The organism is Luteipulveratus halotolerans, assembly GCF_001247745.1.
GTDB lineage: Bacteria > Actinomycetota > Actinomycetes > Actinomycetales > Dermatophilaceae > Luteipulveratus > Luteipulveratus halotolerans.
Map to the genome: position 1 here is coordinate 964,859 of NZ_LAIR01000002.1, position 25,416 is coordinate 990,274.

Here is a 25,416-nt window from a genome sequence, read left to right on the forward strand (position 1 = left end):
CGTACACCCAGCGCCCCACCCAGCCGGCGAACCGAGCCGGCCCCGCGAAGGCGGTTGAAACCGGGGTGAAACCGGGTCGAAGCCGCCCCGGCGCACTCTCTGGGCAGACCCACCAGAGAGGAGTCCGCCATGACGCTGGCCGTTGAAGCCACCGGACTGGTCAAGCAGTTCAAGGACCTGCGCGCCGTCGACGCCGTCGACCTGCAGGTGAAGCAGGGCGAGGTGTTCGGGGTCCTCGGCCCCAACGGCGCCGGCAAGACCACGACGCTGCGGATGCTCGCGACCCTGCTGCGGATCGACGGGGGACAGGCGAGCATCTTCGGCGTCGACGTCGTCCGTGAGCCCCATCAGGTACGCCAGCTGATCGGCGTGACGGGGCAGTACGCCTCGGTCGACGAGAAGCTCACCGCTCGCGAGAACCTGCGCCTGTTCGCCCGCATCCACGGGCAGTCGAGCGCACAGGCGAGCGCCACGACGGACGACCTGCTGGAGCGGTTCGGGCTGACCGACGCCGCCGACCGGGCGCTGGAGAAGTTCTCCGGCGGTATGCGCCGCAGGCTCGACCTCGCGTCGAGCCTGATCGCCCGGCCGCCGCTGATCTTCCTGGACGAGCCGACGACCGGTCTCGACCCGCGCACGCGCGGTCAGATGTGGGACACGATCCGCGACCTCGTCGCGCAGGGCTCGACGATCCTGCTCACCACGCAGTACCTCGACGAGGCCGATCAGCTCGCCGACCGGATCGCCGTCATCGACCGGGGCCGCAAGGTCGCCGAGGGCACCTCGGGGGAGCTCAAGGCGTCCATCGGCAGCTCGACGCTGTCGGTGCAGCTGGAGGACCCGGTCGACATGGACGCTGCGGCACGCTCGGTCGCGCAGGTGCTCGGCCGGCCGGCCAACCGTACGCCGGAGTCGGCGCGTCTGACCGTCGCCCTCAACCGTGCTGACGAGGCCGCCGAGGCGCTGATCGCGTTGCGCCGCAACGACATCAGCATCACCTCGGTGCAGGTCGAGCAGCCGACGCTCGACGCGGTCTTCCTGGCGCTGACCGGCGAGCACGTCCGGGACCAGTCGGGTCTTGAGGACGACGAGCCCGAATCCGCTTCTGCCGCAAGGCAGTCCGACCAGATGGAGGTCAGCCGATGACCACGGTCACCGCCCAGCCGGGAGCCACGCTGCCCGATCTGAAGACGCACGTCAGCCTCATGGAGACCATCCGGCAGAGCTGGCTGATGGCCGGTCGTGCGCTGCAGAAGATGCGCCGTAATCCGGAGCAGTTCTTCGACGTGACGATCCAACCCCTTTTGTTCACACCGATGTTCGGCTACATCTTCGGCGGCGCCGTCGCAGGTGGTACGAGCACGTACCTGCCTCTGCTCATCCCGGGCCTGCTCGCCCAGACCGCCCTCACGACGTGCATGGGCACGGGCGTGACCTTGCGTGAGGACATGGAGAAGGGCGTCTTCGACAGGTTCAGATCGTTGCCGATGTCGAGAGTGGCGCCGTTGGCCGGCCCGGCGATCGCCGACATCGTGCGCTACCTCGTGGCTGCGGTCATGACGATCCTCGTCGGTGTGGCGATGGGCTACCGGCCGGACCCGCTCGGCGTCGTCGGCGGCACGCTCCTGATCGTGCTCACGGCGTGGTCGCTCGCCTGGGTGTTCACCACCCTCGCGACGGTCATGAAGTCGGCGCAGGGCCTGCAGGGCGTCTCGTTGATGATCATGTTCCCGTTGACGTTCCTGTCGAACGCCTTCGTCCCGGCGAGCACGTTGCCGAGCTGGCTGGAGTCCTTCGTCAACGTCAACCCGGTGTCGCACGTGGTCACCGCGCTGCGTGACCTGATGAACGACGGTCAGGTCACCGGTCAGGTCGGCTGGGCGGTCTTCGCCTGCCTCGCCGTGGTGGCGATCTTCATGCCGCTCGCGGTGAAGGGCTACCGCCGACAGGTCTGAACCAGCGCGCGAGCCGCGGCGACGGCTTCCTCCGGACCGAGGCCGGCGTACGACGACACGGCGTCGTCGTACGCCGGCCCGCCGGCGTCGTGGGCCAGTGCGAGCACGTCGGTGCGGGTGACGCTCGGCTGCATCTTCGGATACCTGAACTGCTGTGCGAGCACGATGAGTCGTACGCCGTAGACCACGTCGTCGCGTGACACCAGGTGGGCGAGCCCGAGCGCCAGGAGCCCGAGGCCGCTCACGGGGTAGTCGAGGTAGGTCGCGTGCTGGGTTCGGCCGGCGCCGGCGAACAGCCCGCCGAGCTTATCGTGCAACCGGGTCACCAGGGCGGTGACGTCGTCCAGCCGGTCGGCACCCGCGTGCGCGATGACCGCGACCGACTCGGTGGCGAGGGTCCACGGCTCGAGCCCGGGCGGGTCGGTGGTGAAGTAGGCGTTGGTGGCCGACCCGACCTGGTCGGCGGCCCGGCGCCACCCGTGCAGCCCGGCCTCGACGTCGCCCTTGGCGAGGCAGATCTCGGCCCACACCGCGCTGCGCCAGCCGAAGCCGTGCGGGTCGTCGGCGGACGTCGGCCCGCCCTCCTCATACCACCGCTGCGCGCCGTCGACGTCACCGAGCTGAAGTGCCGCGAACGCGAGCAGCCAGCGCAGCTGGGTGACGTCGGACCCGGCCTGAAGGGCTTCGAGCACCGGAAGGGCCTTGTGCGCGTGCCGCATGGCCGCCTCGTGGTCGCCGACGTGGGCGAACAGCTCGGCGAGCCGGGCGTGGTGCGACGCCGTCATCCACGGGTTGTGGTCCTGGGAGCCGGTCTCGAGGCTGTGGCGCGCCAGCGCGACCGCCTCGTCGACCCGGCCCTCGTTCTCCCAGATCTGGCTGGCGAACGACTGTGCCGCCCCGGCGAGCATCGGGTCGGGGTCGCGTGTCAGCTCTTCGAGCAGGGGTGACCGTGGTTGGAGGATCTCCGGCAGGCGCAGCAGCAACGTCGTCGCCGCTCCGTGGAACGTGCCGGGCTCGGGCGGGGGCAGGCGGCGCAGGGCCACGACGCCCCGGCTCGCGGTGTGGTTGGCGAGCATGAGGGTGTTGGCGGTGCCGAGGACGAGCGCTTCGCGGCGTACCTGGACCTCGTCGGGGGCGGGGTGGTCGTGCGAGAGCAGCCAGAGCACGTCGGGCGCGAAGGCGATCACGCGGTTGTGGTTGGACTCCACGGTCCACAGCCCTGCGAGCGTCGCGAACACCGACGCGGCCGTGCCCGCGTCCGCACGCTCGACGGCCAGGTCGAGCGCCTTGACCAGGTTGTCCTGCTCGGTACGGACGGTGGTCGCGGCGGCGATCTGGTCGCGCCCTGCGAACGCACCCGACTGCCGGCTGCCGAAGTCGCGCGACCAGCGCAGGAACGCGTCCTGCACGGCGGTGGTGAGACCGTCCTCTGCCAGGCGGGCCGACCCGAACTCGCGGACGGTCTCGAGCATCCTGAACCGGGTGCCGCGCACCGAGTCGACCACCTTGAGCAGCGACTGGTCGAGCAGCTGCTCCAGCACCGCGAGGGTGTCGTAGTCCGGTCCGAGCACGTGCTCGGCGGCCTCCAGCGTGAAGCCGTCGGGAAAGACGGCCAGTGTCGCGAGGGCGTGCTGGTGCTCGCGGTCGAGCAGGTTCCAGCTCCAGTCGATGACGGCCTGCAGGGTGCGGTGGCGCTCGGGGGCGTCACGGGCGCCGCTGCGCAGCAGCGCGAAGCGGTCGGTGAGACGTCGCTCGATGGCGGTCACCGACATCACTCGGGTGCGCGCGGCCGCGAGCTCGACCGCGAGCGGGAGTCCGTCGAGGTGGCGGCACAGCCGCGCGACGACGTCGGTCGGCAGGTCGACGTCGGGGCGGGCGGCGCGGGCACGCTCGGTGAACAGCGCGACCGAGGTCTGCTGGTCCAGCTCGGGCAGCAGGTAGACCGCCTCGGAGCTCAGGCCGAGCGGTGATCGGCTCGTGGTCAGGATGCGCAGGTCGGGTGTGAGCGCGACCAACGAGCGGGCCACCTCAGCGGCGCCCTCGATGACGTGCTCGCAGTTGTCGAGCACGAGCAGGCTCGGCGTCGGGCCGAGAGCGTCGACGATGCCGGTCATGACGTCGCGGGCGGCGGACATCCGTTGCGACGTCGCCCGCAGCCGCGGGTCGCGTACGCCCAGGGCCGAGGCCACCTCGGGCAGGACCCCGTCGTCGGAGGTCACACCGGCGAGCGGGACCAGGTGCACCACCCGCTGGTCGGCGTGCCGGCTGACGACGTTGGCCAGGCGGGTCTTGCCCAGGCCCCCGGGGCCGACGATCGAGGTGACCCGAGAGGTGCGTACGAGCCGGGCCACCTGCGCGATGTCGGCGTCACGGCCGAGCAGGGCGTTGGGTTCGTGGGGTACGCCGACCCGCACGGCCGGGCGGTCGTGCTGCAGGAGGTCCTGGTGCGCCTCGGTGAGCGCCGGTCCGGGATCGGTGCCGAGGCGGTCGCGCAGACCGCGCCGGTAGGTCTCGTACCTCTCCAGGGCAGCGGCCGGCCCGGTGGTCGCGGCCTCGGTGCGCAGGAGCGCGGCGAGCAGCTCCTCGTCCTGGGGCCGCTCGGCCGCGAGCGCCGTGAGGGTGGGCAGGGCGGCGTCGTGGTCGCCGAGCCGGGACAGGGCGATCGCGTGAGCCCGGCGCAGTGCGGCGTAGGCGCTGCCCGCCTCGTCGCGGACCTGGGACAGCGGGCCGTCGGCTCCGTCACCGCCCGGGGACCCGCCCTCCCAGAGAGCCAGTCCGGCCTCGGCGTGCAGTCGTGCGGCCTCGTCGTCGTGGTCATGGGCGGCCCGCAGGGCGGCAGTCGCGCAGCGCTCTGCAGCGCTGAGGTCGACGTCGGTGGAGTCGAGGGCGAGCCGGTAGCCGGTCGGGGTCGAGACAATCGTGTCGTGCCCGAGCTGTGAGCGTGCACGCGAGACGAGCACCTGCAGGGCCTTGGTCGGGTTGGCAGGTCGCGCATCGGGCCACAGCCCGTCGATGAGCCGGGCAGCACTGACACCGGTGCGCAGGTCGCGGGCGAGGAGAGCGAGCAGATGACGCAGCTGTGGGCTGGCGATCTCGGTGTCCTGGTAGGCGACCCGCGTGAGGAGCGTCAGCGCAGCGGTCACCGCGTCAGCCTAGTCCGCGCACCGTTGGGGCGCCTGTGACATATGTCGTCCGTGGAGCCGTCGGAGCGGTTCGAGGAATGAGACGGGCGTTCCGCTCTGTGGACCACCCGGCGTACCGTCGACTGTCATGCCGCGGCGAGTACTCATCCTTCGACCCCGCGGCGAGTCTCACTAGTCAGCAGCTCGCCGCGGAGATCCCGCGTTGCCGCTGACTGCAGACCACCCCCACTTCGTACGACCCGCCCACGAGACGTGGGCCCCCGAAGGAGACGATCCCGATGACCGAAGAGCAGATGGAAGCCCGCCGCGCTCTGCAGGAGTCGCTGGACCTGCGCGACTGACGCGCGCTCGCCGAGTGTGAGCAACGCCCCTGGCCGCACCGCGGCCGGGGGCGTTCCGCTGTGCGCAGCGCGCGAGTACGGTCGCTGGCATGACTGCACCGCACGGGCAACGACCGCACGTGGTGATCGTCGGAGGAGGCTTCGGTGGCCTGTCCGCCGTCCGAGCGCTCCGCCGCCACGACGTCGACGTGACACTGGTCGACAAGCGCGCCTACAACACCTTCCAGCCGCTCCTCTACCAGGTCGCGACCGCCACGCTCAACCCGGGCGACGTGACGTACTTCCAGCGCGCGGTGCGCGCCGTCAACCCGCACGTGCGCTTCCGTCTGGGCGAGGTGGTCCGCATGGATCACGCCGCGCGGACGGTCTCGCTCGACAGCGGTGAGGACCTCGCGTACGACCACCTGATCATCGCGGCCGGCGTCACCGCCAACTTCTTCGGCATCCCCGGCGCCGAGGACAACGCGCTGCCGATCTACACCCGCGACGGTGCGCTCGACGTCCGGACCCGGCTGTTCACCGGCCTCGAGGCGGCGGCCACCGAGGGTGACGAGCACGGCGACGTCCGCGTGGTCGTCGTCGGCGGCGGTGCGACCGGGGTCGAGACCGCGGGCGCACTCGCCGAGATGCGCAACCACGACCTGCAGGTGACCTATCCCGAGCTCGATCCCCAGCGCACCCACGTGACGCTCGTCGAGATGGCGCCGGTGCTGCTCGGGGCGTTCCACGAGGGCAGCCAGGCCTACGCGAAGGCCTCGCTGGAGAAGCGCGGCGTCGACCTGCGTCTCGGCACCAAGGTCGCCGAGGTGCGCCCGGACGGTGTGGTCGTGGGCGACGGTGAGCTCATCCCGGCCGGTCTGGTCATCTGGGCCAGCGGCATCGCGGTGTCCTCGTCGGTCGCCGACTGGGGTGTGCCGCAGGGCAAGGGCGGTCGCATCCTGGTCGACGACCATCTGCGGGTGCAGGGTCTGCCCGACGTGTACGCCGTCGGCGACATCGCGCTCGACGAGGGCAACGCGTTGCCGCAGCTCGCCCAGCCAGCGCTGCAGGGCGGCAAGTACGTCGCCAAGCAGATCGTGGCCGGCCTGGCCGGAGCCCCCGAGCTGCCGCCCTTCCGCTACCGCGACAAGGGCAGCCTCGCGACGATCGGGCGCAGTGCGGCGGTGGCCGAGATCAGTCACCTGCCCGACCTGAAGGGCTTCCCGGCCTGGGCGGTCTGGACCGGCGTGCACGTGTTCTCGCTGCTCGGCAACCGCAACCGCGCAGCGACGATGGTCAACCTCACGGCCAAGTACGCCTTCTGGAACAAGTCGCACAACGCGATCGTGGGTGACCTGCCGACCGTGCGCGAGCGTGCTCGACAGCGTCGCGCGAGCTGACCTGATCCGATCGGAGCCCGGCTCGCCGTGACGGCGGGCCGGGCTTCCCTACGCTGGCTGTCATGACCTCCACCGATGCCCTCGTCGTGACCGCGCCCGACCAGATGCAGCTGCAGGAGCGCGAGGTGCCGCCGCCCGGTCCCGACGAGGTCCAGGTCGAGGTCGCCGCCGTGGGCCTCAACTTCATCGACGTCTACCAGCGACAGGGCGTGTACGACGTGCCCCGCCCGTTCGTCATGTGCTCCGAGGGTGCGGGCACGGTGGTCGGCACGGGCGAGCGCGTCGCATGGGGTCAGCACCTGGGCAGTGCGGCCGGCGTCGTCAACGTGCCGCGAGCAGCCGTCGTACCCGTGCCGGACGGCGTCGAGCTCGACGTCGCGGCGGCGTCGATGCTCCAGGGCATGACGGCCCACTACCTCGTGAGCAGCACCTACGCCGTGCTGCCCGGTGACGTCGCACTGGTGCACGCCGCCGCCGGTGGCGTCGGTCAGCTGCTCGTGCAGATGATCACGGCGCGCGGGGGAGAGGTCATCGCCACCGCGGGCACGGCCGACAAGCGTGCGATCGCCACGCGGCTCGGTGCGCGCGCAGTCATTGACTACACCACGTCCGACGACCTGGCCGCCGATGTGCGAGAAGCCAACAACGGCAACGGTGTTCACGTGGTCTACGACGGCGTCGGCAAGGACACCTTCGATGCCTCGCTCGCGTCGTTGCGACCGCGCGGCACGATGGTCCTGTTCGGCGGGTCCAGCGGCCAGGTGCCGCCGTTCGACCCCCAGCGCCTCAACAAGGGCGGGTCGCTGTTCCTGACTCGGCCCACGCTGGCGCACTACATCGCGACGCGTGACGAGCTGCTGGAGCGTGCGGGCGACGTGCTCTCCGCGATCGCATCGGGCGAGCTCGCCGTCGAGATCGGCGGCCGCTACCCGCTCGCCGAGGCCGCGCGGGCGTACGAAGACCTCGAAGGCCGCCGGTCGACGGGCAAGCTGCTGCTCGTGCCGTGACGAGTCCGTATCGCAAGACCGACATACCAGGATGCAAGACGCGTTACTAGCCTCGCAGGCATGAGTGAGGAGCACGGGGAGTCGGCGGCGGCCGACCAGGCGAAGGACAGCATCGACCTGGCCGTCATCGGGGGAGACGGCATCGGTCCGGAGGTCGTGGCCGAGGGTCTGAAGGTGCTCGAGGCGGTGTCGGCAGCCAAGGTCAACCGCACCGAGTACGACCTCGGCGCGCGCCGGTGGCACGAGACCGGCGAGACGCTGCCCGACTCGGTGCTCGAGGAGCTGCGCGGCCACGACGCGATCCTGCTCGGCGCCATCGGCGACCCGAGCGTGCCGAGCGGTGTGCTCGAGCGTCAGCTGCTGCTGCGTATCCGGTTCGAGCTCGACCACTACGTCAATCTGCGCCCGGCCAAGCTGTACCCGGGCGTCATCACCCCGCTCGCGGTCGACCGCGTCGCGCCTGAGGGCATCGACCTCGTCGTCGTGCGCGAGGGCACCGAGGGCCCCTACACCGGCAACGGTGGCGCGTTGCGCGTCGGCACCCCTGCCGAGCTCGCCACCGAGGTCAGCGTCAACACCCGCTTCGGCGCCGAGCGCGTCGTCCGTGACGCATTCGCCCGCGCCCAGGCCCGTGAGCGCAAGCACCTGACGCTGCTGCACAAGCACAACGTCCTCAGCTACGCCGGCCACCTGTGGCGCCGGACCGTCGAGGAGGTCGGGCAGGAGTTCCCCGAGGTCGAGACGGCGTACGCACACATCGACGCGGCGACGATCTACCTGGTGCAGGAACCGAGCCGCTTCGACGTGATCGTCACCGACAACCTGTTCGGCGACATCGTCACCGATCTCGCGGCCGCCGTCACCGGAGGGATCGGCCTCGCGGCGTCGGGCAACATCAACCCCGACCGCACCGCACCGTCGATGTTCGAGCCGGTGCACGGCTCTGCGCCCGACATCGCCGGCCAGGGCAAGGCCGACCCGACCGCCACGATCCTGTCGGTCGCGATGCTGCTCGACCACCTGGGCCGCGGTGACGAGGCCCGTCGGATCGAGGCCGCCGTCGCCGGTGACCTCAGCGACCGCCGCAACGCGGTGCGCTCCACCAGCCAGATCGGCGATGCCATCGCCGCCCGCCTGAGCTGATCACGTCCCACCGGAAGCTCCCGGGCTGACCGCCCACCCCGGAGGCCGACGACCCCGTACCCACGGGGCGTCGGCCGACCCGGGGCCCGCGTCTCGACAGGAGAGACGGGCCTTGTGATCCCGGCCATGAGTCGGGACGTACGCTGCTGATGAGCAGTTCGCGCCAGCCTGCCTTTCCTCAAGGAGTGAGCCATGTCCACGTCGCCGTCCCTGAACTTCGCCGTCGCCGAGCGGCCTGATCGCGCCTCGGACGCCGACCGTGACGCCGTTCTCGCCAGCCCCGGGTTCGGTCAGCACTTCACCGATCACATGGCGCTCGCGACGTGGCGCAAGGGTGAGGGCTGGGGAGACCCCCGCGTCACGGCGTACGGTCCGCTGCAGCTCGACCCGTCCGCGGCGGTCCTGCACTACGCGCAGGAGATCTTCGAGGGCATGAAGGCCTACCGTCACGAGGACGGCTCGGTCTGGACCTTCCGCCCCGAGGCCAACGCCGCCCGGTTCAGCCGCTCCGCGCACCGGCTGGCGCTGCCGGCGCTCGACGAGGCCGACTTCCTGGAGTCACTGCGCGCGCTCGTGCGCACCGATGTCGACTGGGTGCCCGCGACCGGTGGCGAGGAGAGCCTCTACCTGCGGCCGTTCATGTTCGCCTCCGAGTCCTTCCTCGGTGTCCGCCCCGCCAACGAGGTGACTTACTGCGTCATCGCCTCGCCGGCGGGCGCGTACTTCTCCGGCGGGCTCAAGCCGGTGTCGCTGTGGATCTCCGAGCACTACTCTCGCGCCGGCGTGGGTGGCACGGGCGCGGCCAAGTGCGGTGGCAACTACGCCTCGAGCCTGGCCGCACAGGTCGAGGCCGCCGAGAACGGCTGCGACCAGAGCGTGTTCCTGGACTCGGTCGAGCAGAAGTACATCGAAGAGCTCGGCGGCATGAACGTCTTCCTGGTCTACAAGGACGGCCGCATCGTGACGCCCGAGCTGTCCGGGTCGATCCTCGAGGGCGTGACGCGTTCGTCCATCCTCGAGCTCGCCAAGGACCTCGACCTGACGCCCGAGGAGCGGCGCATCACGCTCGAGGAGTGGCGCGCAGGCGCCGAGTCGGGCGAGATCACCGAGGCGTTCGCGTGCGGCACCGCCGCCGTGATCACTCCGGTGGGCCGGATGGTGTCGACCGAGGGCGAGTTCCGCACCGGCCCCGAGGGCGAGGGCGGCCCGGTGGCCACCAAGATCCGCGAGACGCTGCTCGCCATCCAGACCGGACGCGCCGAGGACACCCGCGGCTGGCTGACGCGTCTGGCCTGACGTGCGCCCCCGCGTCGTCGCCAGTGACCTCGACGGCACGCTGCTCGACCCCTCGGGTCAGGTGAGCGACCGCACCCGCGCCGCGCTGCGTCGGGTGTGGTCGCTCGGCGTCGAGACGGTGTTCGTCACGGCCCGCCCTCCGCGCTGGCTGGACGGTCTCGCCGGCGACGTCGGCGGGCACGGCATCGTGCTGTGCGGCAACGGCGCGTTCGAGTACGACGTGCGCTCGTGCCGTGTGCAGCGCACCGTCGGCTTCGAGCGGTCGGTCATGGCGCAGCTGCTGGTCGACCTGCGAGAAGCGTTGCCCGGCATAGGTTTTGCGGCCGAGTGTGCCGACGGCAGCCACGCCGAGCGGGCCTATCCGGAATACCTTCCTGACTGCAAGCCCGCCGATCTGCTGGTCGACACGATGGAGCACCTCCCGCACGACATCACCGTCGGCAAGCTGCTCGGCCGACTGCCTGCCATGGATCCCGAGGCGTTCCTCGCGGCCGTGTGCGCCGTCGTCGCAGACCGCGCGGTCGTCGCGTACTCCGGAGCGGCCGGCCTCGCCGAGATCAGCCCGCTCGGGGTCACCAAGGCGATCGCGCTCGAACGCTGGTGCGCCGAGCGCGGGTTCGGGCCCGACGACGTGTGGGCGTTCGGTGACATGCCCAACGACCTGCCGATGCTCGGCTGGGCCGGCACGTCGTACGCGGTCGCCAACGCCCACCCGGAGGTCCTGGCGGCCGCCACCCGGCACTGCCCGAGCAACGCCGACGACGGGGTCGCCCAGGTGCTGGAGCAGGTCGGCGGCGAGGCCACGATCTGAGACGTGCATTCCGAGACTCGGGCGGTGGTGCGAGGATGCACCCGTGATGAGTCCTGGGCCTGCGGTCACCCCCGCAGTGACGATCATTATCTGCTAGCGCGTCGGATCTGCTCCGACGCGCGAACCTCCCGTACCCCGGGAGGTTTTTTCGTTCCCGGGCACCATCACCGCCCGGCGGCGAGCGCGCGGAGCGGCGTCACGAGGCCCTGGGCACACCACGAACCTCTGCACCTGCGAAGCCCCTTGCGAGGACGGCTGCCATGAACGATGTCCACGTCTACGACACGACCCTGCGCGATGGTGCGCAGCAGGAGGGCCTCAACCTCTCCGTCGCCGACAAGCTCGCCATTGCGGGTCATCTCGACGACCTGGGTGTCGGGTTCATCGAGGGCGGCTGGCCGGGCGCCAACCCCAAGGACACCGAGTTCTTCCGGCGGGCCGCGACCGAGCTCGACCTGCGGCACGCCCGGCTCGCGGCGTTCGGCTCGACCCGACGCGCCGGCGCGGTGGCGGCCGACGACCCGCAGGTCCGCGCCCTGCTCGACGCCCGTACGCCGGTGGTGACCCTCGTCGCGAAGTCCCACGCGCGCCACGTCGAGCTGGCGCTGCGGACGACACCGGCGGAGAACCTCGCCATGGTGCGTGACACCGTCTCGCACCTGGTCGCCGAAGGCCGCACGGTGTTCCTGGACGCCGAGCACTTCTTCGACGGCTATGCCCTCGACCCGGCGTACGCGCTGGAGGTCGTCCGCACCGCGGCCGAGGCCGGTGCGCAGGTGGTGGCATTGTGCGACACCAACGGCGGCATGCTGCCGCCCCAGGTGACCGACGTCGTCGGAGCGGTGCTCGAGGCGTCGGGCGCGCGGCTGGGCATCCACTGCCACAACGACACCGGCTGCGCCGTGGCCAACTCGGTCGCGGCCATCGAGGCCGGAGCGACGCACGTGCAGGGCACGATCAACGGCTACGGCGAGCGCACCGGCAACGCCGACCTCGTCACGGTCGTGAGCAACTTGCAGCTCAAGCTCGGCCACGATCTGCTGGCGGCCGAGCAGCTCGCGCGAGCGGGCACGATCTCGCACGCCATCAGCGAGGTCACCAACATTGTCCCCTACAGCCGGCAGCCGTACGTCGGCGCGAGCGCCTTCGCGCACAAGGCCGGTCTGCACGCGAGCGCCCTGAAGGTCGACCCCGACCTCTACCAGCACATCGACCCCGCGCGCGTCGGCAACGCGATGCGCACCCTGGTGTCGGACATGGCCGGTCGAGCCAGCATCGAGCTCAAGGGACGTGAGCTCGGCTACGACCTGAGCGACCGCCCGGAGGTGCTCGCACGGGTCGTCTCGACCGTGAAAACCCTTGAGTCGCAAGGGTGGACGTTCGACGCGGCCGACGCGTCGTTCGAGCTGCTGCTGCGTCGTGAGGTCACCGGCGAGGAGCTGAGCTACTTCGACGTCGAGTCGTGGCGGGTCATCACCGAGGACGGCGCGGGGGATGACGCCGCGGTCTCCGAGGCGACCGTCAAGCTGCGGGCTGCGGGGGAGCGGCAGGTCGCGGTGGGCGAGGGCAACGGGCCGGTCAACGCGCTCGACCACGCGTTGCGCGAGGCGCTCGCGTCGGCGTACCCCGAGCTCGACAAGCTCGAGCTGATCGACTTCCGGGTGCGCATCCTCGACGCCTCGCACGGCACCGACGCCACGACGCGCGTGCTCGTCGAGACGTCCGACGGCGAGACGTCCTGGGAGACCGTGGGCGTCGCGGGCAACATCGTGCACGCTGCGTGGACGGCGCTGGTCGACTCGTTCACGTTCGGGCTGCTCCGGGCCGGCATCGACCCCCGCTGACGGAGGCCATACTCGGCCTTATGGGAGCGACCATCCACGAGGCGCTGGGCGGCGACGCCGTGGTGCTGCGACTGGCCCAGGCGTGGCACCGTCGCTGTCTGGCCGACCCGGTCGTCAACCACGCGTTCTCGCACGGGTTCCACCCGCAGCACGACGAGCGGCTGGCGGCGTACTGGATCGAGGCGCTCGGTGGCCCGGCGACCTACACCGCGTCCCTGGGTGACCAGTCGATGGTGACGCGGATGCACTCCGGCAACGGCGTGCACGACGAGATGGACCGGCGTGCTCTCACCTGTTTCGAGGGCGCACTCGACGACGTGGGCGTCGTGGACGCGCCGCTGCGGCGCACGCTCGTCGCGTGGTTCGCATGGGCGATCGACCGCATGAGTGACTACCACGAGTCGGCCTACGACGTCCCTGACGGGTTGCCGATGCAGCGCTGGTCGTGGGACGGGCCGGTGGCCTCGGACGTCAGCTGAGCTCGACCCACTCGCCGTGCGGGTGGCAGGTGCCGAGCACGTCGACAGTACGCCGACCGGCACGCCACCGGGTGACGCCCAGAACGGTCTCGGGTCGATCGACCAGCGGCAACCCGGGGACGCAGCCATCCGGCTCGGCCGTGATCCAGCTGACCGGCGTGCCGTCAGCGGCGACGTGCTCGAGCACGTCGACGACCCGGGGACGCTGCGAGCGCTCGACGTAGGTCAGCGCCCACGAGCTGAACACCAAGACGTGCTCGTCAGCCACGCGCGTACGCACACCCGCGATCACCTCGCCGAGGTCACCGACCATGTCGCCGGACCGCACCGTCGGCGGATCGGCCGCGAGCGTGCGCACGGCAGCGCGGAAGCGGTCGAGTCGTACGGGGAGGTCCGGCCACAGGCACGCCTCGAGCCAGCGCACGGTGTCGGCATCACGCAGGTCGGCGGGGTGCAGGTCGACCCCGACCCGCGCGGCGACCGACGGCAGGCGGAGTGTGAGGGGTGCAGCCGAACGGTCGACACCCTCGCAGCGGACGAGCGCGTCGCGCGGGCCGACGGAGGTCTGCCCGGAGGCGCTGACGAGCGTCGTGCTGTAGCGGTCGACGCCGAGCAGCAGGCCGGCGCTCGCGCCCTGCTCGACGAGCGTGACGGGTGCGTCGGGCAGGTCTGCGCAGGCGGCCGTCAGCAGGGCCGCGAGGTAGACGCTGCGGTTGACCTCGTTGGTCTGCGTCGTGTGGGTCGCGATGACCTCACGCACCGACTCGGCGTGGTCGAGGGCTGCAGCGCGGACGTCGGGCCAGGGATCGCCGGCCGGCGACGCGGCGGCTCCGGTGATGCTCGGATACCACTGTGCCGCAGGCAGATCGGGCTCTCGCAGCACGAGGTCGTGCAGCGCGGCGAGGATCAGGACCGGACGCGTCTGACCAGGCTGTGCCGACAGCAGCAGCGCGGCCACCTCGTCGTCACCGGCGAGGCCTTCAGCGAGACGGCGGTACAGCGACAGGTGGGCGTACTCGCTCGCGAACTCACGCGCCTGCCGTTGTACGCCGGTCACGTCGGTGGGCTGGATGTCGTGCCTGCTCATGCGGCGTACTCCAGCACGGACTCGCACACCGCGAGCAGGCGCCCGCGCAGGACCTGCCCCCGCTCGGCGTGACGGCGCTGGCGACGGACGTACGCCGCCTTGCCCTCCGCGGTCTCGATCCGGACCGGCTGGACGCCGAGCTCGGACAGGTCGTACGGCGCCGCCTCCATGTCGAGCTGTCTGATCTCACGCGCGAGGTCGAAGCAGTCCATGACCAGCTCGGACGGCACGACGGGCGTGAGCTTGTAGGCCCACTTGTAGACGTCCATCCCGGCGTGCAGGCAGCCCGGCTGTTCCATGGCGACCTGCGAGTCTCGTTGGGGCACAAGGGTGTTCAGTGGCCGAGCCGGTGGCGTGAAGAACCTGAACGCGTCGTAGTGCGAGCAGCGCACGGTGTGCGACTCGACGACCTGGTCGGTGCCGGCCGAGCCGAGCCGCAGCGGCCAGCCCGCGTGCCGGACCTGGTCCTCGTCGAGGCGGTAGACCATGGCCCACTCGTGGAGTCCGAAGCAGCCGAGGTGGGCGGGCCGAGCGAGCGTGGCCCCGAGCAGGTCGCGGACGAAGCGCACGGCGTCACCGCGCTCGCGCACGAACTCGGCCACGTCGACGTACGACGCGCCGCCCGCCTCGGCGTAGAACTTCCACTCGCGGTGGGCGCCCTCCAGGGCGATCCCGGCGCCCGGGTGCCAGCGGCGGAGCTGAGCGGGGCGATGGGAGTAGTAGGTGAAGAGGAAGTCCTCGATCGGGTGCGTGCGGTCGCTGCGTCGACGAGCGCGGTGCGCGGCGGTGGCCGCGTCGACGCGCTCCTGGTGGGCGCGCTCGCGCTCGCTCCAGACCTCGGGGGAGAGCAGGTGAACGGGCATCACGACCACTGTATTCGTGGCACAGTGGGCGTGATCTGGACCACACAGGGGAGGCACCATGCAGCGTCGCCGCGCGACCGTCGTACTCAGCTCAGCCGCACTCGCCGCAGCGAGCATCACCGGCGTCCTCGCCTCCGGGTCGTCGTCGGCGACCGCGGCCGGCTCCGACGGCTACTACGTCGCGCTCGGCGACTCGCTCGCGGCGGGCTACCAGCCCGGTCAGGGTGACGACAAGGACGGCGGCTATGTCGGCGGGGTGCTCGCGGGCGTCCGTGACAAGGGCTCGGACCTGCAGCTGAAGAACCTCGCGTGCTCGGGTGAGGACACCACGACGATGACCTCGGGCACCCGCTGCTCCTACCCCGAGGGCAACCAGCTCGCGGCGGCCGAGGCGTTCCTGAAGGCCCACCCGGACACCCGTCTGATCACGATCGACCTGGGTGCCAACGACGTGCAGCGCTGCGCCAAGGGCACCGACGTCGACCTGCCGTGCATCACCGACGGTCTGCAGAAGGTCTCGACCAACCTGCCCGCCATCCTCAAGCGCGTCAGGGCGGCGGCGCCCGAGGCGCGCATCGTGGTCGCCAACTACTACAACCCCTTCCTGGCGGCCTGGCTGCTCGGGCCGGACGGTCAGAGCGTCGCCAAGCTGTCAGTGACACTGCAGAGCTCGCTCAACGGCTCGATCGCGACGGCGGCCAAGGGCGTCAACGCCTCGGTCGCCGATGTGTCGAGCGCGTTCAGCAGCGACGACTTCTCACCGAGCGACACCCCGGCACCGACGGGTACGCCGACCGGCACGGCGTCCGCGTCGCCTGCGGCCGCGGAGATGCTGCCCGTCAACGTCGCGCGCATCTGTGAGTGGACCTGGATGTGCGCCAAGAACGACATCCACGCCAACGACACCGGCTACCAGGTGCTGGCGCGCACGGTGCTCGGCGCGGTCGGCACGGTGCCGACGCCCACGCCGACCCCCACCGACGAGCCGTCCTCACCGTCGCCGACCGGTGGGCCGAGCCCCACGGGCAGCCCGACGCCGACCAAGCCGGCGCCGACGCGGACGCCCGTCCCCACTCCGACGGGTGGCGCGACCGGGCCGATCGTCCAGACCGGCTGACCTCGCCCGGGCCCGGACGACGTCCTAGGCTCGCCCTGTGCGCATCGCGAGATACACCACTGGTGAAGACCCCACGTACGGCCTGGTCGACGGCGCCGGCGACAAGATCGCCGAGATCGCCGGTGACCCGCTCTACACCAAGATCGAGCTGACCGGTCGCACGACGACCGTCGACGAGGTGCGACTGCTCTCGCCGGTGATCCCGCGCAGCAAGGTCATCGGGATCGGCAAGAACTACGCCGAGCACGCGCGAGAGATGGGCAGCGAGGCTCCGCAGGAGCCGCTGATGTTCCTCATCCCCAACACCGCCGTCGCCGGCCCCGATGACCCGGTGGTGATGCCGCCCCAGTCGCAGCGCGTCGACTACGAGGGCGAGCTGGCGGTTGTCATCGGCCGGATGTGCAAGGACGTCACGCCGCAGGAGGCCGCCAAGGTGGTGTTCGGCTACACCGTCGCCAACGACGTGACCGCCCGCGACCTGCAGAAGTCCGACGGCCAGTGGTCGCGTGCCAAGGGCTTCGACACGTTCTGCCCCCTCGGGCCCTGGATCGAGACCGATCTCGACGTCAGCGACCTGCGGGTGCAGACCCGTGTCGACGGCGAGGTGCGCCAGGACGGCACGACGGCCGACATGATCCACGACGTGCCGACCCTGATCTCCTACGCCTCCCAGGCGTTCACGCTGCTGCCCGGCGACGTGATCCTGACCGGTACGCCCGAGGGCATCGGCCCGGTCGAGTCCGGCCAGCGGGTCGAGGTCGAGATCGACCAGATCGGCACGCTCGCCAACCCGTACCTGCGGCGCTGACCGGTCGGCGTACGAGCGCTGTCCGACCTCGGGACTAGCGTCCCGGGGCATGGCAGCCCTCGGCGTGATCTTCCCTCCTGACCAGCCGCCCGAGCGTCTGCGGCCGGTCGCTCTGGCCGCAGAACGGGCGGGTCTGGACGACCTGTGGTTGTGGGAGGACTGCTTCGCCGAGGCAGGGGTGTCGGCTGCGGCGGCGGTGCTCGGCTGGACCGAGCGCATCCACGTCGGTGTCGGGCTGATGCCGGTGCCGCTGCGCAACGTCGCTCTCACCGCGATGGAGATCGCCACGCTGGCGCGGCTGTTCCCGGGGCGGCTTCTGCCGGGCATCGGTCACGGCGTCCTGGAGTGGATGGGCCAGTGCGGGGTGCGCGCCGAGTCGCCGATGACGCTGCTGCGTGAGTACGGCACGGCACTGCACCAGCTGCTCGCCGGCGAGAGCGTCACGACCAGCGGTCGCTACGTCACCCTCGATGACGTCCGGCTGGCCTGGCCTCCCGAGACGGTGCCGCCGATGCTGGTCGGTGCGGTGCGGGCCAAGACGCTCGCGCTGGCGGGCGAGATCGGTGACGGGCTCATCTTCACGGGCGACACCTCCGTCGAGCAGGTGCGCGAGGGCGTCCGGATCGCGACTCAGGCCCGACCGCCCGAGCGACGTGACGCGCCGTTCGAGGTGGTGGCCTTCCTCGCGGTGTCCCGGTCCAGCAGCCCCGAGCACATTGCGGAGCGCGTCCGAGAGCTCGCCGCAGCGGGTGCCACGCGGGTCGCGGTGCTCGGGTTCGACGACTCCGGCGAGCCCGAGCGCGCAGACGGACTGACCGACTTCGTCGCCACCCTGCAGATGGCGGCCGCACTGCTCGGATGACGCCGGTGCTCCGAGTCGACGTGAGGCGCGTGACACGCCGATTGGCCTGTTCGGCCTCGGGGCCCAACTACCCTGGTGCGGTGTCTGACGCGCCGATCGGGATCTTCGACAGCGGGTACGGCGGGCTCACGGTCGCACGGGCCGTGCTCGACCAGCTCCCGCACGAGTCGATCGCCTATCTCGGCGACACCGCCCGGGCGCCCTATGGCCCGCGCCCGATCGCCCAGACCCGCGCGTTCGCGCTGGAGTGCCTCGACCGCCTCGTCAACCACGGCGTCAAGGTGCTCGTGATCGCCTGCAACACCGCGAGCGCGGCGGTCCTGCACGACGCTCGCGAGCGGTACGACGTCCCGGTCGTCGAGGTCATCCGCCCCGCCGTCCGGCGTGCCGCGAGCGCCACCCGCAACGGTCGCGTCGGCGTCATCTCGACCCGCGGCACCCACCAGTCCAAGGCGTACATCGACGCGTTCGCGGCCGCACCGCACCTGCAGGTGAGCAGTGAGCCGTGCCCTCGGTTCGTGGAGTTCGTCGAGGCGGGCGTGACGGGCGGCAAGGAGCTCATCGACGTGGCGCGCGACTACCTCGCACCGTTGCAGGAGCGCGACGTCGACACGCTCGTGCTCGGCTGCACGCACTACCCGCTGCTGACCGGCGTCATCTCCTACGTCATGGGCGACACCGTCTCGCTGGTGTCCTCGGCCGAGGAGACCGCCAAGGACGTCTACCGCGTGCTCGCGGACCACAACATGCTGCGGGCCGACGACCTGCCGGCGCCGGGGATGTCGTTCACCACGACGGGCGACGCCGAGGAGTTCCGCCGGTTGGCTCGCCGCTTCCTCGGGCTGGGGCCCGAGTTCGACCACGTCTTCCGCAACGACTTCCAGCACGCTGCTGCCGAGATGAGCGCGTCATGAGGCTGGTCGTCATCGGCTGCTCCGGCTCGTTCGCCGGGCCCGACTCGCCGGCGTCCTGCTACCTGGTGCAGGCCGAGCACGAGGGCCGCACCTGGAACCTCCTGCTCGACCTCGGCAACGGTGCGCTCGGCGGCCTGCAGCGCCACATCGGGCTGGACGAGGTCGACGGCATCGTGCTGAGCCACCTGCACCCCGACCACTGCGCCGACCTCGCCGGCTACTTCGTGGTCCGCAAGTACATGCCGGGCGGTGCCCTCGCGGGCGGCCTTCCCGTGCACGGTCCGGCCGGCACGAGCGACCGGCTCGCGCGGTTGTACGGCGTCGACGAGCCCGAGTCGCTCGACGACCAGTTCAGGTTCACCGACCTGCGTGAGGCGCAGGGCTTCGAGATCGGGCCGTTCTCGATCACGCCGTACGCCGTCAACCACCCCGTCGAGGCCTACGGCGTGCGCGTCGAGGCCGACGGAGCCGTGCTCGCCTACACCGGCGACACCGACGACTGCCCGGCCCTGCGCACACTGTGCGCCGACGCCTCGCTCGTCCTGGCCGACTCGGCGTTCGTCGACGGCCGCGACGACGAGATGACCGGCGTCCACCTGTCGGGCAGCCGAGCGGCCACCGCAGCTGTCGAGGCCGGGGGAGTCAAGCGCCTGATGCTCACCCACATCCCACCGTGGAACGACCCGGAGGTCTGCAGGTCGCAGGCCGCAGACGTGTGGCACGGCGACGTCGAGCTCGCCCGCGCCGGCCAGTCGTACGACCTGTAGTCGCCCTCGCCGCCGGTCGCCAGGGCGCATCGACATACTGTCCGCCATGAAGATCGTGGTCGTCGGTGCCGGCAGCATCGGATGCGTCGTCGGAGCCGCTCTCGCTGACGTCGCCGAGGTGTCCCTGATCGGCCGTCCGCGGGTGATCGACGCCGCACGCGAGCACGGGCTGAGCGTGACGTCGTACGACGGCTCGTCCCATCACGTCGAGCCGTCGCGGCTCACCCTCGCGACCAGCCCCGACGCCGCAGCCGACGCCGACGCCGTGCTCGTGGCGGTGAAGTCGGGAGCGACGGAGTCAGCTGTCGGCGAGATCGCGCCGTACCTGCGCCCCGACACCGTCGTCGTCAGCCTGCAGAACGGCCTGCGCAACCCCGACCGCATCCGTGGCGTGCTGCCCGAGCACACCGTGGTGCCGGGCATGGTGGCGTTCAACGTCGTGGAGACCGCACCCGCCAGGTTCCACCGCGCCACCTCGGGCGACGTCATGGTCGGGTCCGACCCGAGGGTGCGGCCGCTGGTCGACCTGACGAGGGGCACCTGGCTGCCGTACGAACCACGCGCCGACATGCGCGAGGTGCAGCACGCCAAGCTGCTGCTCAACCTGATGAATCCCGTTGTGGCGCTTGCAGATCGGCCGCTCAAGGAATGCCTGTCCCAGCGCGACTTCCGCCGGGTGCTGGCCGCCTGCCAGCGCGAGGCGCTGCAGGTGTTCGCAGCCCACGGCGTCCGACCGGCGCGGCTCGGGCCGTTGCCGGCGCGGGCGACCGCTCGCGTCCTCACGGCGCCTGACGGCGTCTTCACACGGGTGGCCGCGGCGCAGCTCAAGGTCGATCCCGAGGCGCGGTCGTCGATGTGGGACGACCTGCAGCACGGGCGTCCGACCGAGATCGGCGAGCTGCAGGGTGCCGTGGTCGACCTCGGCTGGCGTCGCGGCATCCCCACGCCCGTGTGCTCGGCGCTCGTCGACCTCGTGCGCGAGGCGGAGCAGGCCGGCGCCGACCGTCGCCGTTGGAGCGCCGCGGACCTGCGGCGCGCCGTCGGCGCCTGACCGCGCTCAGGCGTCGACGTACTCGCGCGCGACCGCGTCCGTCCGTGCCCGCCTCGTGGCGACCAGGCCGATGCCCATCACCACGAACCAGATCAGCGACGCGGCCAGGCCCTGACGGGTGTCGTCGGCCATGAACAGCGTGCCGATCACGAAGACGAAGAACGCGAGCACGACCGCACACATCGGCACGCCGCCGGGCATCTTGTACGCCGACCGCTCGTGCAGCTCGGGGCGCGTGCGCCGGTAGACGATGTAGGAGATCAGGATGATGCCCCAGATGAAGATGAACAGTACCGAGCTGACCGTGGTGGCCAGCGTGAACGCCTCGGCCACGCCGCCCGTGGCGTAGAGCAGCGGCACCGACAGCAGCAGGAACGCCGCGGACACCAGCAGGGCGCGGTCCGGCGTACGACGGCCGGACAGGTGGTGCAGACCGCGCGGTGCGCTGCCCTGGTCCGAGAGGCCGAACAGCATCCGGCTGGTCGAGTAGGTGCCGCTGTTGCAGCTGGAGGCGGCCGAGGTCATGACGACGAAGTTGATGAGGCCGGCGGCAGCGGTCAGACCGACCAGCGAGAACGTGCTGACGAACGGGCTCTCGTCAGGGCCGGCGTCGGTCCAGGGCGAGACGACCATGATCGCCAGCAGCGCGAACACGTAGAACAGCAGGATGCGTACGGGGATCGCGTTGATGGCGCGGGGGAGCGTCGTGTGCGGGTCCTTGGCCTCAGCGGCGGTGGTGCCGACCAGCTCCAGCCCGACGAAGGAGAAGATCGCGATCTGGAAGCCGGTGAGCACGCCGTGAATGCCCTTCGGCATGAACCCGCCGTGCTCCCACAGGTGCGTAACGGAGGCGTGGTGGCCGTCGGGCGCCTGGTAGTGCATCAGCACCAGCACGGCGGCCGTCACGACGAGCGCGAGGATCGCGACGATCTTGATGAGTGCGAACCAGAACTCCATCTCGCCGAACAGCCGCACCGCGAGCATGTTGAGGCCGACGATCAGCACGACCATGAGCACGGCCGGGATCCACTTCGGCAGGTCGGGCCACCAGTAGGCGACGTAGCCCGTCACGGCGACGACCTCGGCGATGCCGGTGATGATCCAGCACAACCAGTACGTCCAGCCGGTCATGAATCCCGCCCACGGTCCGAGCACGTCCTCGGCGACGTCGCCGAAGCTGCGGTAGCCGCTCCTGGACAGCAGCACCTCGCCCATGGCGCGCATCATGAAGAAGAGCATGAAGCCGATGACCGCGTAGACCACCGTGATGGCCGGTCCGGCGAGCGAGATGCTCTTGCCCGAACCCATGAACAGGCCCGTGCCGATCGCGCCGCCGATGGCCATCAGCTGGATGTGCCGGTTGGACAGACCCCGCTCGAGACCGGACTCCTCGCCCGGCCTCTCGTGCGGCTGCTGCTCGACGGTCGTACGCACGTGCTGGCTCCTCCTGCCCTGGGCAATGACGCCCGCCACGGTGCCACACGTCACGTTCCGTGTGTACGCCGCCGGTCCGGCGCAGTGTTCCTCGGACCGTCATCAGGCGCGTGCGTGGTCCCGGCCGGGGTCCTCCTACGCTGGTGGTCATGACGAACGACGCCCTGCGCCACGACGGCCGAGCACCCGACCAGCTCCGTGACATCCGCATCACCCGCAACTGGCTCGACCACGCCGAGGGCAGCGTGCTCGTGGAGTTCGGCCGCACCCGAGTGCTGTGCGCCGCGTCGTTCACCGAGGGCGTGCCGCGCTGGCTCAAGGGCCAGGGCACCGGCTGGGTCACGTCCGAGTACGAGATGCTGCCGCGCTCGACCAACACCCGTTCCGACCGCGAGGCCCGCAAGGGCAAGGTCGGCGGCCGCACCCACGAGATCTCGCGCCTCATCGGCCGCAGCCTGCGGGCCGTCATCGACACCAAGGCGCTCGGCGAGAACACCATCGTGCTCGACTGCGACGTGCTGCAGGCCGACGGCGGCACGCGTACGGCGTCCATCACGGGTGCCTACGTCGCACTCGTCGACGCCATCGCCGACGCCAAGGCCCGCAAGCTCATCCCGGCCAAGGCCGAGCCGCTCACGGGTTCGGTCGCGGCCGTCAGCGTCGGCATCATCGACGGCCGCCCGGTGCTCGACCTCGACTACCCCGAGGACTCCACCGCCGGCACCGACATGAACGTCGTGATGACCGGCACGGGCGAGTTCATCGAGGTGCAGGGCACGGCCGAGGGCAAGCCGTTCGACCGCGCCGAGCTCGACGCGCTGCTCGACATCGCAGCCAAGGGCATCGTCGACCTGACTGCTCTGCAGCAGAAGGCGCTGGCCGAGACCGCCCGGGAGCGGGTGCTCTGATGGGCCGGCAGCTGGTGCTCGCGACGCGCAACCCGGGCAAGCTGCGCGAGCTGCGCCAGCTGCTCGCGGGCGTGCCCGAGCTGGCCGACGTCGAGGTGCTCGGCGCGGGTGACATCGAGGGCGTGCCCGAGGTGGCCGAGACCGGTGTGACGTTCGAGGAGAACTCCCGTCTGAAGTCGCAGGCCGTCGCCAAGGCGACCAATCTGCCTGCCATTGCTGACGACTCGGGGCTGACGGTCGACGTGCTGGGCGCTGCCCCGGGCGTGTGGAGCGCGATGTGGTCGGGGCGCACGGGTGATGACCAGGCCAACATCGACACGCTCCAGGGCCAGCTCGCCGACGTCGCCGTCGAGCGGCTGACCGCCTACTTCAGCAGCACCGTCGTGCTCACGCTGCCGGACGGCACCGAGCGGGTGCACGTCGGTCGTGTCGACGGGCGTCTGACGCGAGATCAGCGCGGCACCAACGGTTTCGGGTACGACCCGATCTTCGAGCTGCCCGACGGCCGCACCCTCGCCGAGCTGAGCGACGACGACAAGAACGCCATCTCCCACCGCGGCAACGCGTTCCGGGCGCTCCTGCCCGACCTGGTCGAGCTGCTGTCATGACCGACGAGCAGCGTCCGGTGCCGGTCGAGCCCGCGCGCCGTACGACGCTGCTGGTCGACGCCGTCGGCGGTCTCGTCGTCGGTGCGGTGGTGCTCGCGGTCGCCGAGCTCGTCGCCGGAGTCGTGCAACGGGCCGGGTGGTCCGGAGGCGAGCCATCACCCGTGCTCGCGGTGGGCGGAGCGTTCGTCGACCGAACTCCGTTGTGGCTCAAGGACTTCGCGGTCTCGACGTTCGGCACCCGCGACAAGCTCGCGCTGTTCGTGGGCATGGCCGTCGTACTCGCGCTCCTGTGCGTCGTCATCGGTGTCCTGGCGCGTCGCCGCCTGCGGGCCGCCCTCCTGATGACGGTCGTGTTCGTCGCCGTGGCGGCCGCCGCGGTCGCGAGCCGGCCGGGCGCCAGGGCGGCCGACGTCGTGCCCGCGCTCGCCGGTGGGGTCGCAGGACTGGCCGTGCTGCGGTGGTGGCACAGCCGTACGAGCGTCACCGGACCGTCGTACGACGGGGGCACCGACCGGCGTACGGCCATCGGTATCGGCGCGGGCGTGCTCGCCGGCGCTGCACTGGTCGCGTGGGGCGGGCGCGCGATCGGCAGCGCTGCACGGAGCGTCAACGAGGCCCGCAAGAAGATCGCGATCCCTCGGGTGGCCAAGCCGGTCTCCGTGCCTGCAGGCGCGTCCGTGGGTGTCGACGGGGTGACGCCGTTCGTCGTACCGCAGCGCGACTTCTACCGCATCGACACCGCGCTCACGATCCCGCAGGTCGATCCGTCGTCATGGCGGTTGCGCGTCACCGGCATGGTCGAGCGCGAGGTCGAGATCGACTGGGACACCTTGCTGTCCAAGCCGATGCAGGAGGCGATGGTCACGTTGATGTGCGTGTCCAACGAGGTGGGCGGCGACCTCAACGGCAATGCGATCTGGACCGGCTGGCCCGTGCGTGAGCTACTCGCGCAGGCTCGTCCGAAGCCCGGGGCCGACATGGTGCTCTCGCGCAGCGCGGACGGCTGGACGGCCGGTACGCCCCTCGAGGCCCTCACGGACGACCGCAGCTCTCTGATCGCGGTCGCGATGAACCGTGAGCCGCTGACGCCGAAGCACGGGTTCCCGGCCCGCCTCGTGGTGCCCGGGCTGTACGGCTACGTCTCGGCCACCAAGTGGGTGACCGAGCTGAAGGTCACCCGGTTCGCCGACGACGAGGGCTACTGGACGCCGCGGGGGTGGTCGGAGAAGGGCCCGGTCAAGACCTCCTCGCGCATCGACGTACCCCGTGACGACGACAAGGTCCGTCGCGCGGACAACGGCAAGGTCGCCCTCGCCGGAGTCGCGTGGGCGCAGCATCGCGGCGTGACCGGCGTCCAGGTGCGGATCGACGACGGCGCGTGGACCGACGCCAGGCTCGGCACGGAGGCCACCACGGACGCGTGGCGTCAGTGGGTGTACGCCTGGGACGCCTCACCGGGCAAGCACACGATCGCCGTACGTGCCCGAGACGCCGCGGGGGAGTGGCAGACCGGTGAGACCGCGCCACCTGATCCCAACGGCAGCACGGGTTGGCACACCATCTCCGTCACCGTCGCCTGATCGGTGTGAGGATGACGTC

Annotated in this window: 22 protein-coding genes; 18 read left to right on the top strand and 4 right to left on the bottom strand. The window is 71.1% G+C overall.

All coding sequences use genetic code 11. The annotated features are described in order from the left end of the window. Positions 1-129 precede the first annotated feature (129 nt). Both VV01_RS05145 and VV01_RS05150 read left to right on the top strand, forming a co-directional pair. Complete coding sequence (locus VV01_RS05145) at positions 130-1,146, top strand: ATP-binding cassette domain-containing protein (protein WP_050668954.1); 1,017 nt, start codon at positions 130-132, stop codon at positions 1,144-1,146. Next, positions 1,143-1,955 (top strand): ABC transporter permease, encoded by an 813-nt coding sequence (locus VV01_RS05150; RefSeq protein ID WP_050668955.1) that lies wholly within the window; start codon positions 1,143-1,145, stop codon positions 1,953-1,955. The genes VV01_RS05145 and VV01_RS05150 overlap by 4 nt, the downstream gene beginning before the upstream one ends. Here the strand turns inward: VV01_RS05150 and VV01_RS05155 are convergent. Further along, the gene (locus VV01_RS05155; protein ID WP_050668956.1) at positions 1,937-5,098 is read right to left on the bottom strand and encodes an ATP-binding protein; all 3,162 of its coding nucleotides are present in this window, start codon (positions 5,096-5,098) and stop codon (positions 1,937-1,939) included. The genes VV01_RS05150 and VV01_RS05155 overlap by 19 nt on opposite strands. Positions 5,099-5,528: 430 nt before the next feature. Here VV01_RS05155 and VV01_RS05160 point away from each other — a divergent pair, with 430 nt between their 5' ends. From VV01_RS05160 to VV01_RS05190, 7 genes are all read left to right on the top strand, one after another. Further along, the gene (locus tag VV01_RS05160; protein WP_050668957.1) at positions 5,529-6,818 is read left to right on the top strand and encodes an NAD(P)/FAD-dependent oxidoreductase; all 1,290 of its coding nucleotides are present in this window, start codon (positions 5,529-5,531) and stop codon (positions 6,816-6,818) included. Positions 6,819-6,880: 62 nt separating this feature from the next. Then, complete coding sequence (locus VV01_RS05165; protein WP_050668958.1) at positions 6,881-7,825, top strand: quinone oxidoreductase family protein; 945 nt, start codon at positions 6,881-6,883, stop codon at positions 7,823-7,825. 60 nt (positions 7,826-7,885) lie between these two features. Next, positions 7,886-8,968: a 3-isopropylmalate dehydrogenase gene (locus tag VV01_RS05170; RefSeq protein WP_050668959.1), complete on the top strand. Its 1,083-nt coding sequence runs from the start codon at positions 7,886-7,888 to the stop codon at positions 8,966-8,968. Positions 8,969-9,160: 192 nt separating this feature from the next. Beyond that, positions 9,161-10,264, top strand: coding sequence for a branched-chain amino acid aminotransferase (locus VV01_RS05175; protein WP_050668960.1), 1,104 nt, complete (start codon positions 9,161-9,163; stop codon positions 10,262-10,264). Position 10,265: 1 nt separating this feature from the next. Continuing rightward, positions 10,266-11,075, top strand: coding sequence for an HAD family hydrolase (locus VV01_RS05180; RefSeq protein ID WP_050668961.1), 810 nt, complete (start codon positions 10,266-10,268; stop codon positions 11,073-11,075). A gap of 260 nt (positions 11,076-11,335) precedes the next feature. Further along, a complete protein-coding gene (gene cimA / locus VV01_RS05185; RefSeq protein WP_050668962.1) occupies positions 11,336-12,919 on the top strand; it encodes a citramalate synthase in 1,584 nt (527 codons plus the stop codon). 20 nt (positions 12,920-12,939) lie between these two features. Next, positions 12,940-13,398: a globin domain-containing protein gene (locus tag VV01_RS05190; RefSeq protein ID WP_050668963.1), complete on the top strand. Its 459-nt coding sequence runs from the start codon at positions 12,940-12,942 to the stop codon at positions 13,396-13,398. Here VV01_RS05190 and VV01_RS05195 read toward each other — a convergent pair. Together VV01_RS05195 and VV01_RS05200 are read right to left on the bottom strand one after the other, a co-directional pair. Next, on the bottom strand, positions 13,391-14,485 hold the full coding sequence (locus VV01_RS05195) for a DUF2332 domain-containing protein (RefSeq protein ID WP_050668964.1): 1,095 nt from the start codon (positions 14,483-14,485) through the stop codon (positions 13,391-13,393). The genes VV01_RS05190 and VV01_RS05195 overlap by 8 nt on opposite strands. Beyond that, positions 14,482-15,348, bottom strand: coding sequence for a hypothetical protein (locus VV01_RS05200; protein ID WP_050671736.1), 867 nt, complete (start codon positions 15,346-15,348; stop codon positions 14,482-14,484). The genes VV01_RS05195 and VV01_RS05200 overlap by 4 nt, the downstream gene beginning before the upstream one ends. Before the next feature lie 58 nt (positions 15,349-15,406). Between VV01_RS05200 and VV01_RS05205 the strand changes: the two genes are divergently transcribed. From VV01_RS05205 to VV01_RS05230, 6 genes are all read left to right on the top strand, one after another. Beyond that, positions 15,407-16,465: an SGNH/GDSL hydrolase family protein gene (locus tag VV01_RS05205; RefSeq protein WP_050668965.1), complete on the top strand. Its 1,059-nt coding sequence runs from the start codon at positions 15,407-15,409 to the stop codon at positions 16,463-16,465. A 37-nt stretch (positions 16,466-16,502) separates the two neighbouring features. Beyond that, positions 16,503-17,273 (top strand): fumarylacetoacetate hydrolase family protein, encoded by a 771-nt coding sequence (locus tag VV01_RS05210; RefSeq protein WP_050668966.1) that lies wholly within the window; start codon positions 16,503-16,505, stop codon positions 17,271-17,273. Between the two features lie 49 nt (positions 17,274-17,322). Beyond that, entirely contained in the window at positions 17,323-18,135 is an 813-nt protein-coding gene (locus VV01_RS05215; RefSeq protein ID WP_050668967.1) for an LLM class flavin-dependent oxidoreductase, read from the top strand. Positions 18,136-18,215: 80 nt separating this feature from the next. Then, the gene (gene murI, locus VV01_RS05220) at positions 18,216-19,049 is read left to right on the top strand and encodes a glutamate racemase (protein WP_050668968.1); all 834 of its coding nucleotides are present in this window, start codon (positions 18,216-18,218) and stop codon (positions 19,047-19,049) included. Continuing rightward, complete coding sequence (locus VV01_RS05225) at positions 19,046-19,816, top strand: MBL fold metallo-hydrolase (RefSeq protein ID WP_050668969.1); 771 nt, start codon at positions 19,046-19,048, stop codon at positions 19,814-19,816. Before murI ends, VV01_RS05225 begins: the two co-directional genes overlap by 4 nt. A gap of 46 nt (positions 19,817-19,862) precedes the next feature. Next, positions 19,863-20,867 (top strand): 2-dehydropantoate 2-reductase, encoded by a 1,005-nt coding sequence (locus VV01_RS05230; RefSeq protein WP_050668970.1) that lies wholly within the window; start codon positions 19,863-19,865, stop codon positions 20,865-20,867. A 6-nt stretch (positions 20,868-20,873) separates the two neighbouring features. Here the strand turns inward: VV01_RS05230 and VV01_RS05235 are convergent, their stop codons facing one another. After that, entirely contained in the window at positions 20,874-22,301 is a 1,428-nt protein-coding gene (locus VV01_RS05235) for an amino acid permease (protein WP_050668971.1), read from the bottom strand. A gap of 149 nt (positions 22,302-22,450) precedes the next feature. On the opposite strand from VV01_RS05235, the gene rph reads away from it, so the two are divergent. Genes rph through VV01_RS05250 form a run of 3 tightly spaced genes read left to right on the top strand, consistent with a single transcriptional unit; the run spans position 22,451 to position 25,397 of the window. Next, positions 22,451-23,209, top strand: coding sequence for a ribonuclease PH (gene rph / locus VV01_RS05240; RefSeq protein WP_050671737.1), 759 nt, complete (start codon positions 22,451-22,453; stop codon positions 23,207-23,209). Next, complete coding sequence (gene rdgB, locus VV01_RS05245; RefSeq protein ID WP_050668972.1) at positions 23,209-23,817, top strand: RdgB/HAM1 family non-canonical purine NTP pyrophosphatase; 609 nt, start codon at positions 23,209-23,211, stop codon at positions 23,815-23,817. Before rph ends, rdgB begins: the two co-directional genes overlap by 1 nt. After that, the gene (locus VV01_RS05250) at positions 23,814-25,397 is read left to right on the top strand and encodes a molybdopterin-dependent oxidoreductase (protein WP_082220834.1); all 1,584 of its coding nucleotides are present in this window, start codon (positions 23,814-23,816) and stop codon (positions 25,395-25,397) included. Before rdgB ends, VV01_RS05250 begins: the two co-directional genes overlap by 4 nt. Positions 25,398-25,416: the final 19 nt, after the last annotated feature.